At 71.3% G+C, this 16,125-nt stretch carries 10 protein-coding genes; 4 read left to right on the forward strand and 6 right to left on the reverse strand.

Going from position 1 to position 16,125, the window contains the following annotated elements; all coding sequences use genetic code 11:
- Positions 1–71: 71 nt before the first annotated feature.
- Positions 72–1,421, reverse strand: a complete 1,350-nt coding sequence (locus AC1Q7O_RS06265; RefSeq protein WP_492660131.1) for an MATE family efflux transporter — start codon at positions 1,419–1,421, stop codon at positions 72–74.
- Between the two features lie 74 nt (positions 1,422–1,495).
- Between AC1Q7O_RS06265 and acnA the strand changes: the two genes are divergently transcribed.
- Both acnA and AC1Q7O_RS06275 read left to right on the forward strand, forming a co-directional pair.
- Positions 1,496–4,219: an aconitate hydratase AcnA gene (gene acnA, locus AC1Q7O_RS06270; RefSeq protein WP_492660130.1), complete on the forward strand. Its 2,724-nt coding sequence runs from the start codon at positions 1,496–1,498 to the stop codon at positions 4,217–4,219.
- Positions 4,220–4,383: 164 nt separating this feature from the next.
- A complete protein-coding gene (locus AC1Q7O_RS06275; protein WP_492660129.1) occupies positions 4,384–5,505 on the forward strand; it encodes an acyltransferase family protein in 1,122 nt (373 codons plus the stop codon).
- Between the two features lie 18 nt (positions 5,506–5,523).
- Here the strand turns inward: AC1Q7O_RS06275 and AC1Q7O_RS06280 are convergent, their stop codons facing one another.
- Together AC1Q7O_RS06280 and AC1Q7O_RS06285 are read right to left on the reverse strand one after the other, a co-directional pair.
- Positions 5,524–7,191 (reverse strand): ATP-binding protein, encoded by a 1,668-nt coding sequence (locus tag AC1Q7O_RS06280; protein ID WP_492660128.1) that lies wholly within the window; start codon positions 7,189–7,191, stop codon positions 5,524–5,526.
- Between the two features lies 1 nt (position 7,192).
- The gene (locus AC1Q7O_RS06285) at positions 7,193–8,125 is read right to left on the reverse strand and encodes a hypothetical protein (RefSeq protein WP_492660127.1); all 933 of its coding nucleotides are present in this window, start codon (positions 8,123–8,125) and stop codon (positions 7,193–7,195) included.
- Positions 8,126–8,325: 200 nt separating this feature from the next.
- Here AC1Q7O_RS06285 and AC1Q7O_RS06290 point away from each other — a divergent pair, with 200 nt between their 5' ends.
- Both AC1Q7O_RS06290 and AC1Q7O_RS06295 read left to right on the forward strand, forming a co-directional pair.
- Positions 8,326–10,428, forward strand: a complete 2,103-nt coding sequence (locus AC1Q7O_RS06290) for a TonB-dependent receptor plug domain-containing protein (protein WP_492660126.1) — start codon at positions 8,326–8,328, stop codon at positions 10,426–10,428.
- 142 nt (positions 10,429–10,570) lie between these two features.
- Positions 10,571–12,673 carry a TonB-dependent receptor plug domain-containing protein gene (locus tag AC1Q7O_RS06295; protein WP_492660125.1) on the forward strand — a complete coding sequence of 701 codons (2,103 nt, stop codon included), beginning with the start codon at positions 10,571–10,573 and terminating at the stop codon, positions 12,671–12,673.
- Here the strand turns inward: AC1Q7O_RS06295 and AC1Q7O_RS06300 are convergent.
- The 3 genes from AC1Q7O_RS06300 to AC1Q7O_RS06310 are packed head-to-tail and all read right to left on the reverse strand — an operon-like array spanning position 12,670 to position 16,105.
- Complete coding sequence (locus AC1Q7O_RS06300) at positions 12,670–13,476, reverse strand: citrate synthase family protein (RefSeq protein ID WP_492660124.1); 807 nt, start codon at positions 13,474–13,476, stop codon at positions 12,670–12,672. The two genes, AC1Q7O_RS06295 and AC1Q7O_RS06300, sit on opposite strands and share 4 nt — an antisense overlap.
- Positions 13,473–14,279 (reverse strand): citrate synthase family protein, encoded by an 807-nt coding sequence (locus tag AC1Q7O_RS06305; RefSeq protein ID WP_492660123.1) that lies wholly within the window; start codon positions 14,277–14,279, stop codon positions 13,473–13,475. Before AC1Q7O_RS06305 ends, AC1Q7O_RS06300 begins: the two co-directional genes overlap by 4 nt.
- The gene (locus tag AC1Q7O_RS06310) at positions 14,276–16,105 is read right to left on the reverse strand and encodes a thiamine pyrophosphate-binding protein (RefSeq protein WP_492660122.1); all 1,830 of its coding nucleotides are present in this window, start codon (positions 16,103–16,105) and stop codon (positions 14,276–14,278) included. Before AC1Q7O_RS06310 ends, AC1Q7O_RS06305 begins: the two co-directional genes overlap by 4 nt.
- Positions 16,106–16,125 lie beyond the last annotated feature (20 nt).

Here is a 16,125-nt window from a genome sequence, read left to right on the forward strand (position 1 = left end):
GATGGGGGCAAGGCGAAAAGCGCGCATTGTAGAAAACATCCCTCAATTTCTACGGACTAGAAAAATACGGATTACCCTGCCTTGGCCCGGCGCAGCTTTCGGTGTGCGGCCCGGGCGTGCGGCAGCCAGCCCAGTGTCGCCCAACGGCGCCACATCAACAGGCCTCGTATCCACTCGTCAGCGGCATAAGCAATCCACACGCCAACCAGCCCCCAGCCCAGGTGAACGCCCAGGAACCAGCTGCCGCCCGCCAGCACCAGCGCCATGGACGCCGCCCCGGCGACAACGGGGTAGCGCGCATCGCCCGCCGCCCGCAGCGCGTTGATGACCACCATGTTGAACACGCGGCCGGGCTCCACCAGCACCGTCCACCACAGCAGCGTGCAGCCCAGCGCGATGATGTGCGGGTCGGCCGTGAACTGCTTCAACAGCCACGGCCCCGCCAGCGCGAAGGCGCTGGACACCACCAGCGCGACGACGACGCCCAACCCCAGCGACTTGCGCACCAGCTTGTGCGCCGCATGCAGCTCGCCTGCCCCGATCATGTGCCCGACGAGGATCTCCACCGCGAACGCGACGGCCAAGCCGAAGATCAGGATCACGTGCAGGAACTGCATCGTGTAGGCGTGCGTGGCCAGCGCCAGCGCGCCCAGCTGGGCCACGGCCGCCAGGCTGGTCATGAACGCCAGGCGCCAGGAGATGTTCTCGGCCGCACCAGGGATGCCGATGTGCAGCACGGTCGCCAGCGGCGCGCGCTCCCAGCGCCACCAGTCCGGCGCGCGCAGCCGCAGATTCAGCCGGCTGCGCCACAGCATGATGTGCAGTGCCAGGCCCGTGCCGCGGCCCAGCAGGCAGGCCAGCGCGTAGCCCGGCAGGCCCAGGTGCGGCATGGCCAGCAGCGCCACGGCCAGCGTGACGATCTGGATGACGATGACCACCGCCAGCGCCTCGCGGCTGCGCAGGTGGGCGCGCATGACGCTGGACATCGTCGCGTTCAGCGCATCGATCAGCAGCGCCGGCGCCAGCGCCTGCAGCAGCACGCGGGCCAGCGGCGCCACCTCGGACGGCGCGTTCACCAGCTGCAGCAGCGGCCCGGCAGCCAGCAGTGCCATGACGGCGCCCCCCACGCCCAGCCAGGTGCTGGCACCGACGACGGCGCGGGCCACGGCGTCGGCCTGGTCGCGCCGGCCGGCGCCCAGAGCCTGCGTGACGGCCACGCTGACGCCCGCGCCGATGACGCGGAACAGCACGAAGATGGCGGCGAACACCTGGTTGGCCAGGCCGAAGGCGGCACCGCTGTCATCCGACAGCCGGGCCGCCAGCATGGTGCCGATGATGCCGATGCCGATGCCCAGCAGCAGCTCCAGCAGCAGCGGCCAGGTCAGCGGGAAAAGACGGGGGCGAGCGGATGGGGCCGTCACGGCCTAATCCTCAGGAGGTACACACAAGTCACGACAAGCTCGCCAGAATGAGGCGGGATCGTAAAGGAGTAACCATGCCGAAACCCAAGTCCGTCGCACCCGCCCACGCCTTTGCCGGTACGCAGGCCGGCTTCCAGACCGCCTCCGGCAAGACCGGCCGGCTGTTCTCGCTGCCCACCCTGGCCAAGACCTTCCCCAACGTGGCGCGCATGCCCGTCTCACTGCGCATCGTGCTGGAGAGCGTGCTGCGCAACTGCGACGGCAAGAAGGTGACGCCGGAACACGTGGAGCAGTTGGCCAACTGGAAGCCCAATGCGGCGCGCGTGGACGAGATCCCGTTCGTCGTCGCCCGCGTCGTGCTGCAGGACTTCACCGGCGTGCCGCTGCTGGCCGACCTGGCCGCCATGCGCAACGTGGCCGCCAAGCTGGGCAAGAACCCCAAGACCATCGAGCCGCTGGTGCCGGTGGACCTGGTGGTGGACCACTCCGTCATGATCGACCACTACGGCACCAAGAAGGCGCTGGACCTCAACATGAAGCTGGAGTTCGAGCGCAACCGCGAGCGCTACGAGTTCATGAAGTGGGGCATGCAGGCCTTCGACACCTTTGGCGTCGTGCCGCCCGGCTTCGGCATCGTGCACCAGGTGAACCTGGAGTACCTCGCCCGCGGCGTACACAAGACCGCCGACAAGGTCTACTACCCCGACAGCCTGGTGGGCACCGACAGCCACACGACGATGATCAACGGCGTCGGCGTCGTCGCCTGGGGCGTGGGCGGCATCGAGGCCGAGGCCGGCATGCTGGGCCAGCCGGTGTACTTCCTGACGCCGGACGTCGTCGGCTTCGAGTTGACCGGCCGGCTGCGCGAGGGCGTGACGGCCACCGACCTGGTGCTGACCGTCACCGAGATCCTGCGCAAGCACAAGGTCGTCGGCAAGTTCGTCGAGTTCTTCGGCGAGGGCACCGAGAGCCTGTCGGTGCCGGACCGCGCCACCATCGCCAACATGGCCCCCGAGTACGGCGCGACGATGGGTTTCTTCCCCGTCGACGGCAAGACGGTGGACTACTTCCGCGGCACCGGCCGCAGCAAAGCCGAGATCGAGGCCTTCGAGGCCTACTGGCGCGCGCAGGGACTGTTCGGCGTGCCACGTGCCGGCGATATCGACTTCACGTCCGTCGTCACGCTGGACCTCGGCACGGTCGCGCCCAGCCTGGCGGGCCCCAAGCGCCCGCAGGACCGCATCGAGATCACGCACCTGTCGCAGCAGTTCGCCGAGCTGTTCAGCAAGCCGGTCGCCGACAACGGCTTCAACCAGCCGGCCGAGAAGCTGGAGCGCCCCTTCGTCACCGACTCGGGCATCCCGGTGAAGAACGGCGACGTGCTGATCGCCGCCATCACGTCCTGCACCAACACCAGCAACCCCGGCGTGCTGCTGGCCGCCGGCCTGCTGGCCAAGAAGGCGGTGGAGGCCGGGCTCAAGGTGGCGCCGCACATCAAGACCTCGCTGGCCCCCGGCTCGCGCATCGTCACCGAGTACCTGCAGAAGGCCGGCCTGCTGCCCTACCTGGAGAAGCTGGGCTTCACGGTGGCGGCCTACGGCTGCACGACCTGCATCGGCAATGCGGGCGACCTGACTCCGGAGCTGAACAAGGTCATCCAGGACAACGACCTGGTGTGCGCGGCGGTGCTGTCGGGCAACCGCAACTTCGAGGCGCGCATCCACCCCAACCTGAAGGCCAACTTCCTGGCCAGCCCGCCGCTGGTGGTGGCCTACGCCATCGCCGGCACCGTGCGGCAGGACCTGATGACCCAGCCCGTGGGCTACGGCAAGAAGGGCCGGGCCGTCTACCTGGGCGACATCTGGCCCAGCAGCGACGAGGTCTACGCGCTGATGAAGCATGCGATGGACCCCAAGGCCTTCAAGGAGAACTACGACCAGGTGGCCAGGAAGCCGGGCAAGCTGTGGGATGCGATCAAGGGCGTGAAGGGCCAGGTCTACGACTGGCCGCAGAGCACCTACATCGCCGAGCCGCCGTTCTTCGCGGACTTCACGATGACGCCCGCGGCGCTGGAGACCGGCGTCAAGGGCGCGAAGATCATGGCGTTGTTCGGCGACTCCATCACCACCGACCACATCAGCCCCGCCGGCTCGTTCAAGGAGACGACGCCGGCCGGCAAGTACCTCGTCGCCCACGGCGTGCAGAAGGCCGACTTCAACTCCTACGGCGCCCGCCGCGGCAACCACGACGTGATGATGCGCGGCACCTTCGCCAACGTGCGCGTGAAGAACCTGATGCTGCCCGCACGCGAGGACGGCTCGCGCGTGGAAGGCGGCTTCACGCTGAAGAACGGCGAGCAGACGACCATCTTCGAGGCCGCGATGGCCTACATCGCCGAAGGCACGCCCACCGTCATCTTCGCGGGCGAGGAGTACGGCACCGGCTCCAGCCGCGACTGGGCGGCCAAGGGCACGCAGCTGCTGGGCATCAAGGCGGTCGTGGCCAAGAGCTTCGAGCGCATCCACCGCAGCAACCTGATCGGCATGGGCGTGCTGCCGCTGCAGTTCAAGGCCGGCACGAGCTGGGAGTCGCTGAAGCTGACCGGCGCCGAAACCATCGACATCCGGCTGGCAGACGAGATCAAGCCGCAGGGCGATGCGCAGATGACAATCACGCGGCCCGACGGCTCGACGCAGGTCGTGCCGCTGACGCTGCGCATCGACACGGCCATCGAGGTGGACTACTACTTCCACGGCGGCATTCTTCCGTTCGTCCTGCGACAGCTGCTCGCCGACTGAATCAGGAGCCCCTCGCTCAGTCTTGCCTGCTGAACGCGGCAAAACTGAGCGGTCCCCCGAGGGGACGGCGATGCGCGCGGCATTGAGCCGCGCGCACATCGCCATGGCGGGCCGGCTTGGGGCGGCCCGGCGCTCGGCCCGAAAACCACGTGACCCACCCATCCATGAACCATCTTCCAGGCCTCGACCTGCTGCGCAGCATCGCCATCGTCTGGGTGATGCTGTTCCATTCCTTTCTCGTCGGCGGCCTGGGGCCGGACTTCGCGTGGCTGTCGCGCTTCGGCTGGATGGGCGTGGACATCTTCTTCGTGCTCAGCGGCTTCCTGATCGGCTCGCAGCTGCTGCGCTCGCTCAGGCGCGGCGAGCCGCTGCGGCTGCGTGACTTCTACTGGCGCCGCGCGTGGCGCATCCTGCCGGCCTTCGCCGTCGTGCTGGCCCTCTACGTGGCCTTCCCCGTGCTGCGCGAGGCGCCGGGGCTGGAGGCCTGGTGGCAGTTCGCCACGTTCTCGCTGAACCTGCTCATCGACTACTCGCGCAACCAGGCCTTTTCGCATGCCTGGTCGCTGTGCGTGGAGGAGCACTTCTACCTGCTGTTCCCCGCCGTCGCGTGGGCCATGACGCGCCGCCCGTCCGCCGCGCGCTTCGCTGCGCTGTGCGTGGCCCTCGTGGCGCTGGGCATCGCGCTGCGCACCGGCGTCTGGCTGCACAACGACGCGCTGCAGCCGCCGCGCAACTGGTTCATCGAAGACATCTACTACCCGACCTGGATGCGGCTGGACGGCCTGCTGATGGGTGTCGTGCTGGCGGTGCTGTGCGTCTACCGGCCGGCACTGTGGGCGCGGCTGCAGGCGCGTTCCACGGTGCTGCTGCTGGCCGGCCTGGCCGCGGCCGGCATCGCGATGTGGCTGTTCCGCGACCGCACCGGGCTGCTGTCCAACGCCATCGGCTGGCCGTTGCTGTCGCTGGGTTTCGGGCTGCTGGTGCTGTCGGCCACGGCGCCGCGCGGCTGGCTGGGGCGCCGGGCGGTGCCGGGCGCGGGCTGGCTGGCGGCCGCGTCGTACAGCCTCTACCTGAGCCACAAGCTCGTCATGCACGCGGTGCAGGAATGGCTGGCGCCGGCGCTGGGTCTGCAGGGGCTGGCGCTGTTCGCCGCGCACGCGGTGGCGATCCTCATCGCCGGCGCCGTGCTGCACTACGCCGTCGAGCGCCCCGGCCTGCGGCTGCGCGACCTGGCGCGGCCTGGACCACGCCCGCAAGGCCGGCAAGGCCAGCAGGCGGCCGGCTGACAGGCGGCCGGCGCGCCGTCAGGCCGTGTGGCCCGGCACCGGCACGCTGATGTCGAACCAGAACCGGCTGCCCTGCTCCAGCCGGCTCTCCAGCCGGATCTCGCCGCCCATCATGCGCACCAGCTGACGGCTGATGGCCAGGCCCAGGCCCGTGCCACCGACGCGCTGCTCGGCGTTGCCGGCCTGCTCGAAGGGCTCGAACAGCCGCTCCACCTGGTCCTCGGCGATGCCAACGCCGCTGTCCTGCACCTCGAAGCGCAGCATCACGTGGCCCGGCAGGGTCTCGGCGCCGGGCAGCGCCGTCGCGCGCAGCGTGACGCCACCGACGTGCGTGAACTTCACCGCATTGCCCAGCAGGTTCAGCAGGATCTGGCTGAGCCGCTTGTCATCGGCCAGCACGCTGGCGGGCAGCGATGGGTGCAGCTGCAGGTCCAGCGCGATCTGCTTGTCCACGGCCATCACGCGCACGATGTCGGCCACCGCGTTGAGGCGGCCGATCAGGTCCACCGGCGCTAGCCGCAGCTCGGCCTTGCCGGCCTCGATGCGCGACAGGTCCAGGATGTCGACGATCAGCGTCAGCAGGTGCTGGCCGCTGCTGTGGATGATGTCCAGCCCGTTGCGCTGCTTGGGCGTGATGCTGGCGTCCATCTTCAGGATCTGCGCATAGCCCATGACGGCGTTCAGCGGCGTGCGCAGCTCGTGGCTCATGCGCGCGAGGAACTGGCTCTTGGCCTGGCTGGCCACCTCGGCGCGCTCCTTGGCGGCGCTGAGTTCCAGCGTGCGCTCGCGCACCAGCTCCTCCAGGTGGTCGCGGTGCGCGCCCAGCTCGGCCTCGCGCTCCTGCAGCGCCGCGATCATGCGGTTGAAGGTGTGGGCCATGGCCGCGATGTCGCGCGGCCCGCCGGCCGGTGCGCGGGCGTCGCTGTCGCCGCGCTCGACCTTCTCCATCGCCAGCGCCAGCGCCGCCAGCGGCCGCGTCAGCCGCAGCGCCAGGAAACGGACCGCGAACAGGAACAGCGTCGCGAACAACAGCGCCACGCCGAAGTTGGACAGGAACAGCGAGGTCTGCGTGCGGTGCAGCGTGGCCTTGCTCTGGATGACGCGCACATGGCCCAGCAGCTGGGCCGGCCGCATCGTCACGTCGAACGGCGTGGGCTCGGGCCGCGTCCAGACCGGCGCGGCGAACGCCCAGCTGTCCTCGGTCTCCTCGTCCAGCCAGGGGTCGCTGGCGGCCGCCACCGGCGGCGTGGCCGAGCGCGGCAAGTCGCGCGCCGAGCCCAACGCCAGCAGCAGCCGGCCGCGGGTGTCGCGGATCTCGATGCCCATCACGTCGGGGAAGGCCAGCGACGAGCGCACGGCCTCCTCGGCGTTGTCGGCGGCGGCGTACAGCAGCGCCAGCGAGCTGTTGGAAGCCAGGTTGGCCGCCACGCGGCCGCCCTGCTCCAGCAGCATGCCGCGCACCTGCAGGCCGCCCTGCCAGGCGTTGACGGCGGCGATCAGCAGCGCCAGCGTCAGCGCGCCTATCGTGACGGCCACGCTGAGGTGGCGGCGGAACGACGCCTCGCGCAGCCAGCGCACGTAGGCGCGCAGCAGCCACGGCCGGTTCGCAGCCACCGGCGGCGGGGGCGGCGCGTCGTCGTCCCGCAGGATGCTGCTGGGCGGCTGGGTGTCCAGGGGCAGGCTCATCTCAGTTGGAGGGGTAAACCATGTCGAAGCCGGACTGCGCCGTGGCGACGTCCAGCCCCAGGTGGGCCGCGGTGCGGATGTTGATGGCGGCCCGCGCGTCGCGCAGCGGCAGCACGCCCGCCGCCACCGCACGCGGGTTGCCCATCAGGCGTTGCGCCGACGCGGCCAGGCTGCGGCCGAACTCGACGTTGTCGGGGTACAGCGAGAACAGCGCGCCGCGCCTGACATGACCGACGTGGCTGGAGAACACCGCGATGGAGCGGTTCCAGCCTTCCTTGAGCACCAGCGACAGCACGACGCCGTCGTCCACCGTCGTCGGGTCCTGCGGCAGCCACAGCGCGTCGCGCGCCGGGTCGGCAGCGGCCAGCAGCTGCGAATACAGCCGCAGCGCGCCGGCCTGGTCGGTGGCTTCCTGCGCCAGCAGCTCCATGCCCTCGCTGCGCGCGGCGTCGCGAGCCAGCCGGGCCAGCCAGCCGTTGAGCTTGGGGTCGTACACCAGATGCACGCGGCGCGTGCCGGGGCGCAGCTTCTTCAGCCGGGCCAGCATCAACGCGGGGTCGGGCGCCAGCGTGTGCACGGGGAAGCTGCGCGCCTCGGACTCCTGCACCGACACCACGCAGCCCACCAGCACGGCCAGCTCGTCGGCCAGCGCCGCGGCGATGCGCATGCCGCCGCGGCCCAGGCCGATCAACACCTTGGCATCGCGCCGGCGCACGTCGTCGGCCACCTGTGCGGGGCTGGCATTGCCGGCCATGGCCAGGCTGGTGACCGTGCCGCCGAGACGGTCCTCGATGCCCGAGATGATGGTCGTGAAGACCTGCTTGAACGGCTCGGCCAGCTCGGGGTAGACGACCACCAGCGACCGGCCCGCATCGGCTGCCTGCGCCGCGCTGCCCGCCAGCGCCATGGCACCGCCCAGGGCCTGACGCAACAAGGCGCGGCGCGTGGGGGGGCTGGGGCAACCGGGCTCGATCAAGTGAAGGACGCTGTGGGGTGAAGCCGGGACGGGGTGGGCGGCATTATGCAAAGCATTGGCCCGCTGCCCATCGTCATGTGCAAGACCGGCCGGGCGGCCACGCGCCGACGGCCACACAATGCAGGCCCGCCCCGCGCCATCCGCTGGAGAAGACGGCCATGAGACCTCGCTTTGGTTGGACCCTCGTCGGCTGCCTGGGTTGCCTCGGTGCCTCGATGGCGCAGCCCGCCAGCGAAGAGGACGAGCTGGCCCAGGCCTATGGCGACAAGCTCACCGTCAGCATCGCCACCGGCGCGGCCCAGAGCCTGCGCCGCGCGCCGGCGGTGGCCACGGTCATCACCGCGCAGGACATCGCCGCCATGGGGGCCACCGGCATCGACGAGGTGCTGCAGGGCGTGCCCGGCCTGCACGTGAGCCGCAGCAGCAACAGCTTCGCGCCGCTGTACCTGATCCGCGGCATCCACAGCGAGTTCAACGCGCAGACGCTGATGCTGCTCAACGGCGTGCCGCTGACCACGCTGTTCGTTGGCAACCGCGGCCTGGGCTGGGGCGACATGCCGGTGGAGAACATCGCCCGCATCGAGATCATCCGCGGGCCCGGCTCGGCGCTGCACGGCGCCGACGCTTTCTCCGGCGTCATCAACGTCGTCACGAAGACGGCCGCCGACGTGGCCGGCACGGAGGTGGGCCTGCGCGTGGGCTCGTTCAGGAGCCGCGACGGCTGGCTGCAGTACGGCGGCACGCTGGGCGGCTACGACGTGGCCGCCTACGTTCGCGTCGGCAGCACCGACGGCCAGCGCGAGACGGTGAGCGCCGACCAGCAGACGCTGCTGGACAGCCTGTTCGGCAGCCGCGCCAGCCTCGCGCCGGGCCCGATGAACGTCGGCTTCAAGGCCATCGACGCCAGCGCCGACATCAGCCGCGGCAAGCTCCGGCTGCGCGGCAGCTACAAGCTGCGCGACGACCTGCAGACCGGCGTCGGCGTCGCCGGTGCGCTGGACCCGGTGGGCCGCTATCGCATCGCACGGACCACCTCGGACCTGTCCTGGACCGACATCGCGCTGGGCGGCCAGTGGCGCGGCACGCTGTCGGCCAGCCTGCTGCACTACCAGCAGACCTTCAACGCACCGCTGCAGCTGTTCCCGCCGGGCGCCTTCGGCGGCGCGTTCCCCGGCGGCATGCTGGGCGCGCCGTCCACCTGGGAGCGGCAGCTGCGGCTGGCGGCGGTGGCGTCCTACGCCGGCCTGGCCGGCCACGGCGTGCGCATCGGCGCCGGCCACGACGACCTGGACATGTACCGCACGCGCGAGCTGAAGAACTTCACCATCATGCCCAGCGGCCCCGCCACGGGCCTGCCGGTGCCGCTGCCCAGTGGGCAACTGGAGGCCTTCCCGGCCGCGCAGTCCTTCGTCGAGCCGCAGCGGCGCACGGTCAGCTACCTGTACGTGCAGGACGAATGGCGCGTCGCCCGCGACTGGACGCTGACGGCCGGCGTGCGCCACGACCGCTACTCCGACTTCGGTGGCACCACCAACCCGCGCGCCGCGCTGGTGTGGGACGCCACGCTGGACCTGACCGTCAAGCTGCTGGCCGGCCGCGCCTTCCGCGCACCGGCGTTCACAGAGCAGCACAGCATCAACAACCCGGTCATCCGCGGCAACCCGGCGCTCCGGCCCGAGCGCATCAGCACCGTGGAAGCCGCGTTCGCGTGGCAGGCGCGGGCCGACCTGCGGCTCAACCTCGGCCTGTTCCGCTACGGCATGACCGACATCATCCGCACGGCCGACACCGGCGGCGGCACGGCCCGGTTCGACAACGTCGGCGCCCAGCATGGCCGCGGCCTGGAGCTGGACGGACAGTGGGACGTGACCCGCCAGCTGCGGCTCAGCGGCAATGCCAGCCTGCAGCGCTCCGCCGAGGACACGACGCATGCCGACGCAGGCTACGCCCCGCGCCGGCTGCTGAACGCGCGGGCCGACTGGCGCGCCGCCAGCTGCTGGCAGCTCAGCGGCCAGCTCGCCCACGTGGCCGGGCGCCAGCGCGCCGCCGGCGACCTGCGCCCGCCGGTGGCCGACTACACCACCGCCGACCTGACGCTGCGCAGCGGCCCGCTGGGCGGCGGCTGGGCGCTGGCGGCCTCGGTGCGCAACCTGTTCGACGCCGCTGCCCGCGAGCCCAGCCTGGCGCCCGGGCTGGGCCTGCCGGGCGACATCCCGCTGGCGCGGCGCTCGCTGTACGTGCAGGCAGTCTGGCGGCCCTGACCCCGAGGCGCCGCAAGCCCTTGCGGCGGTTGGACGGGCAGAGTTCACGAACCGCACAACGCGGCCACCGGAACGTCCGGGCCACCCCGGCGCCGCCCCCACAATACGCGCCCATTCACCGCCCACCTCGGAGAAGCTGGCAATGAGACTGTTCGTCGCGATGGTGATCCTGGGGAGCACCTGCTGGGCAGGCATGCCGACGCCTGCCCGGGCCCAGCCTGCCAGCGAGGAGGACGAGCTGGCCCAGGTCTACGGCGACAAGACCACGATCAGCATCGCCACCGGCGCGTCCCAGAGCCTGCGCCGCGCGCCGGCCGTCGCCACCGTCATCACGGCGCAGGACATCGCGCTGATGGGCGCCACCGACCTCGACCAGGTGCTGGCCACCGTTCCCGGTGTCCACGTCGGCCGCAACAACGGCGGCTACAACCCGCTGTACGTCGTCCGCGGCATCTACAGCGAGTTCAACGTGCAGACGCTGGTGCTCTACAACGGCGTGCCGCTGACGACGATGTTCGTCGGCAACCGCGGCACGGCGTGGGCCGGCCTGCCGGTGGCCAACATCGCCCGCATCGAGGTGATCCGCGGGCCGGGCTCGGCGCTGTATGGCGCGGATGCCTATGCCGGCGTCATCAACATCGTCACCAAGGGGCCGGCCGACATCTCAGGCCTGGAGCTGGGCCTGCGCGCCGGTTCGTTCGCGAGCCGCGACGCCTGGCTGCAGTACGGCGGCGCCGTCGGCCCCGTTGCCGTGGCCGCCTACCTGCGCACCGGCCGCACGGACGGCTTCAAGGAGATCGTGCAGGCCGACGGCCAGACGGCGCTGGACACCGCGTTCGGCACGCAAGCCAGCCTCGCGCCTGGGCCGGTGAATACCGGCTACGACGCGGTCGACGCCCATGTGGAAGGCAGCTATGGCCGCCTGCGCCTGCGGGCCGGCTATCTGCTGCGCGACGAGGTCGGCACCGGCGCCGGCGCCGGCGTGGCGCTGGACCCGGTCGGCAAGGGCCGCAACCAGCGCTGGATGGCAGACGCCTCGTTCTCCGACCTCGAGCTGGCGCCGCAGCTCAAGCTCACCCTTGCCGCCAGCCACTTCCAGTTCGTCAACCAGTTCACGACGGCGCTGCAGATCTTTCCGCCGGGGTCATTTGGCGGCAGCTTCCCGAAGGGCGTGCTGGGGGCGCCCAACACCTGGGAGCGGCAGCTGCGCACGTCCGCCGTCGCCACCTACAGCGGCTGGGCCGGCCACCAGTGGCGCATCGGTGTCGGCCATGACGACCTGGACATGTACCGCACCCAGGAGTTCAAGAACTTCACGCTCGTCGAGTCCGGCCCGTTCATCGGCACGCCCGTCCCGATGCCTGGCGGGCAGCTGACCGAAGTGCCGGTCGACAAGTCCTTCGTGACCCCGCAGCGGCGGCGCGTCAGCTACGGCTACGTGCAGGACGAGTGGCGCATGGCGCCGGACTGGACGCTCACCGCCGGCGTGCGCCACGACAACTACAGCGACTTCGGCAACACCACCAACCCGCGCATGGCGCTGGTGTGGGACGCGAGCCTGGACGTGACGGCCAAGCTCCTCGTCGGCCGCGCCTTCCGCGCGCCGTCGTTCTCGGAGGAGTACAGCATCAACAACCCGGTCATCCGCGGCAACCCGTCGCTGAAGCCGGAGAAGATCAGCACGGCCGAAGCCGTCGTCAACTGGCAGCTGGGCGAGAAGGCCCAGGTGCAGGCCAGCGCGTTCCGCTACGAGATGACCGACATCATCCGCTCGGCCAGCGTCGGCGGCGGCGTCTCGCAGTACAACAACGCCGGCACGCAGCAAGGCCACGGCTTCGAGCTGGAACTGCAGGTCGACGCCACGCGCAACCTGCGGCTCGCGGCCCACTACGCCTATCAGAACGCCACCGACAAGGCCACCGGCGCCAACGCCGGCATGGCGCCGCGCCAGATGGCCTATGCGCGCGCGGACTGGCGCTTCGACAAGGGCTGGGCGCTGAGCGGCCAGGTCAAGCGCGCGGCCGGCCGCGTGCGCGCCGCGGGCGACGTGCGCCCCGACATCGCCGACTACACGACGGCCGACCTCACGCTGCGCCTGGCCAGCCAGCCCGGCTGGGAGGTGGCGATGTCGGCGCGCAACCTGTTCGACGCCGACGTGCGCGAGCCCAGCGTGTCACCGTCGCTGACCTACGACCTGCCGATGGCGGGCCGGTCGCTGGACCTGCAGGTCGTGTACCGCTTCTAGCCGCCCCGCCAGGCCCGCGGCGCGGCGCCTTCGTAGCGGATGTTGTCGCAGGCCAGCGGCAGCAGCGTGCCCGCCGGCTTTTCGCTCGCCTCGGTGTAGCAGGGCTGCATGCCGGCCAGGAAGGCCGGGAAACCGTACTGGTAGTGCTGGCGGGGCGTGAAGCCCATGTCCGACGTCAGCGCCGCGGTGAGCGCCGCGTAGTTCATGCGCAGCCGCCAGCGGCCGGCCTGCAGCTGCCGTTCGACGGCGAACGCCGCCTGCACGTGGGCGCCGTCGGCCAGCCCCTGCTGCTCCACCAGCTTCATCATCGGCGCGATGCGCTCGTCCCCCGCGGCGATGGGCCGGCCGTAGCCGGCGATGGCGCGGTGCCGCTTCAGCTCATCGCGGATGCAGTCGTCCAGGTCGGCACCCGCCGCCCTCACCTGCTGCGCACGCTGGATGAAGGTGGCCGCGCGGATGTCGATGCCGCGGCCGTAGATCTCGGCCTCCGACACAGCCAGAGCGGCGGCCACGCCGAGGTTGCCGGAGCTGCGCGCGCTGCCGGCCAGTGCGGCGACGCGGTTGTTCCAGATGCGCGCGTCGGGGTAGCTGGTGTAGACCCAGATCGCGTGCAGCACCTTCAACTGGGCCGGCGTGTAGCGCTGGCCGGTGATGCCGAAGACGTACAGCGCCAGCCAGTCCATGTCGGCCAGGTCGGCATGCAGGTCACGGCCGCGGAACACGGCGCGCTCGCCGACGAAGGCGCCGCCCATGCGGCTGCGCAACACGCCGGCGTGTTGTTCCAGCGGAGAGATCGGGGTCATGCGGCCTCCTTCAGCAGGGCGTGGCGCGGGTCGTCCTGCAGCTCCAGCGCGAAGAACGGGAAGTCCTTGTAGCTGGCGGCGCGCTGCTCCAGCGCATGCGCGGCGGCGCCGGGCAGGCGCAGCAGCAGGTGCAGCATCTCGCCCTGCTCGGGCGTGAAGCCCAGGTCGGCCAGCGCGGCGGCGGCCACGCCGGACAGCGCCAGCGGCAGGCCCATGGCCGCTTCGACGGGGGCGCGGTGCGCGGCCAGCCAGCCCAGCCGCGGCGTGCCGCCCAGCGCGGCCAGCCGCACCAGTGCGTCGCACACGATGCCGGCTGTCACGACGCCGTTGGGCTCGAAGCCCGGCGCGTGATCGGCCTCCGGCCAGATGGCCGACGACGGCGCGGCGGCCGAGCGCCAGGCGGCCACCCAGGCGTCGACGCCAAGCGTCTCCACGCGTGCCCAGCAGCCCATCGCCGCCGCCACCTCCTGCGCGCCGCCATGCCGGCCGGCGCCGACGGCCAGTGCCGCCATCAACGCCGCCGCCGCGGGCGAGCCGCCGAGGCCTGCGCACATCGAGGCATGCACGGCCGCATCGCGAGGGCCGGCGTTGGCCAGTGCCACGGCCAGCGCGTCCAGCAGCGTCGACTGCTGCGGCGTCGGTGCGTCCTCGCGGAACAGCAGCCACAGCATGTCGACCCAGCGCGCGTTGCCCAGCAAGTCGTTGTAGACGTCGTAGCCGCGACAGCGCGCGGCGCGCGTGGCAAAGCGGTCGGCAGGCTCGGGCTGCTCGTCCCAGATGCGCGTGCGGATGGCCGGGGTCATCGCGCGGTCCCCAGCGTCTTCATGCGCAGGTTCATCGGCGGCACTTCCTCGCCGTCAATGCGCACATCCAGCAGCGTCGGGCCGCGGCGCGACAGCAGCGCGTCGAAGTCCACCGCGTCCAGCTCGGCCGCGGAGCGCACGACGATGCCGTGGATGCCCATGGCCTTGGCCATGAGCGCGAAGTCCACCCGGGGGAGCTCAAAGCCGATGGGCTCGGCGCCGGCCAGCCGCTGGCCGTGCTTGACCATGCCGAGCGCGCCATCGTTCAGCACGACGTACAGCACCGGCAGGCCCAGCTCGGCGGCCACGGTGATCTCCTGGCCGTTCATCAGGTAGCTGCCGTCGCCCGTCAGGCAGACGACCGGGCAGCGCGGGTTGGCCATCGCGATGCCGACGGCCGAGCCGATGGCCCAGCCCATGGGCGCGAAGTCCATCGTCACGCGCAGCCAGCTGGAGTGGCTCGTGCGCCGCTCCTTGCCGGCGGGCAGCCACGCGCTGCCCGGCATGCGGCCGCTGCGCTGGTCGCGCGGGGCCAGGTAGTGCACGGCCCAGGCGGCGCTGTTGCCGGCGTCGGCGACGAAGCGCGTCTGCGGCGTGCAGCGCTCGCCCAGCGTGGCGATCAGGCGCTGCGGCTTGACGGGCGCATCGTCACCGCGCGCGGCGGCGGGGCTGTCCACCATGGCCTCGTAGGCCTGGCGAGCCACCTGCGGATGCAGGAAGGGCAGCAGCTGCGCGTTGGGGCCGTCGCCGGCCGGCGTCAGCAGCGCCAGCAGCTGCTCGCAGACGGCCTTGATGTGGCCGCGCACGTGCAGCCGCGCCATCGGCGAGCGCATCAGGTTTTCGTCGCTGTCGTCCACGTGCACGAGGCGGCTGTTCAGCAGCGCGCTGCTCCAGCCGCCGCTGTTGAATTCGCCGAAGCCGGTGCCCAGCGCGATGACGAGGTCGGGTTCGCTCTGCAGCAGCTCGGCCGCGCTGGCATGGCCGCCGAAGCCGAACACGCCGCTGAAGCGCGGATGCCGCGGGTTGACGAAGCCCTTGCCGTCGGGCGTCGTGATGAAACGGCCGTCGGTGTGCTGCACCAGCTGCATCAGCTCGTTGGCCGCCTCGCCGCAGCCGGCGCCCAGCAGCCACACGGGCCGCTGGGCCGAGAACAGCAGCCGCGCCAGCTGGCGCACGGCGGGCAGGTCCACCAGCGCTGGCGCACGGCGCAGCAGGCCGGCGAAGTCGGGCATGTCCTGGCCGGCGGGCAGCGGCTCGCGCAGGATGTCCACCGGGATGGACAGATGGCTGGGGCCGCTGGGCGCGCGCTGCGCCTGCATGATGGCGTTGAACAGCTTGGTGGGCAGCTGCTCGGCATGCGAGACCAGCGAGTTGTAGCGCGTGCAGGGGCGGAACATCGCCATCGTGTTGATGCCCGTGCAGCTGCTTTCCTGCAGCGCGCCCTTGCCGAAGTTCTTGATCGGCGGCTGGCCGGTGATGACCAGCAGCGGCACGTCGTTGTCGTAGGCGCAGGCCACGCCAGTGATCAGGTTGGTGGCACCGGGGCCCGACGTGGCGATGCACACGCCCAGCCGGCCGGTCTCGCGGGCGTAGCCGTCGGCCATGTAGGCGGCGCCCTGTTCGTTGCGCGCAACGATGGCGCGCGGGCCGCCGCGGCGGCCGCTGCGGGCCAAAGCGTTGTAGAGCGGCTCGATGGCGCCGCCGGGCACGCCGAAGACGTACTCGACGCCCAGCGCTTCCAGCGCCTCGACGATGAGGTCGGCCGCGTCACGGGCGGGTTCGGGCGTCGGCAGATAGGCCGGCGCAAAAGCAGTGTTGGTTTCCACGTTGCAAACAGGCAAGGCAC

This window comes from Roseateles sp. GW823-FHT07B05, assembly GCF_058794515.1.

Bases quoted from the DNA above. Each gene is read 5' to 3' on its own strand.
- acnA (WP_492660130.1), top strand. From the start codon at position 1,496: ATGCCGAAACCCAAGTCCGTCGCACCCGCCCACGCCTTTGCCGGTACG.
- AC1Q7O_RS06275 (WP_492660129.1), top strand. From the start codon at position 4,384: ATGAACCATCTTCCAGGCCTCGACCTGCTGCGCAGCATCGCCATCGTC.
- AC1Q7O_RS06280 (WP_492660128.1), bottom strand. From the start codon at position 7,191: ATGAGCCTGCCCCTGGACACCCAGCCGCCCAGCAGCATCCTGCGGGAC.
- AC1Q7O_RS06290 (WP_492660126.1), top strand. From the start codon at position 8,326: ATGAGACCTCGCTTTGGTTGGACCCTCGTCGGCTGCCTGGGTTGCCTC.
- AC1Q7O_RS06295 (WP_492660125.1), top strand. From the start codon at position 10,571: ATGAGACTGTTCGTCGCGATGGTGATCCTGGGGAGCACCTGCTGGGCA.
- AC1Q7O_RS06300 (WP_492660124.1), bottom strand. From the start codon at position 13,476: ATGACCCCGATCTCTCCGCTGGAACAACACGCCGGCGTGTTGCGCAGC.
- AC1Q7O_RS06305 (WP_492660123.1), bottom strand. From the start codon at position 14,279: ATGACCCCGGCCATCCGCACGCGCATCTGGGACGAGCAGCCCGAGCCT.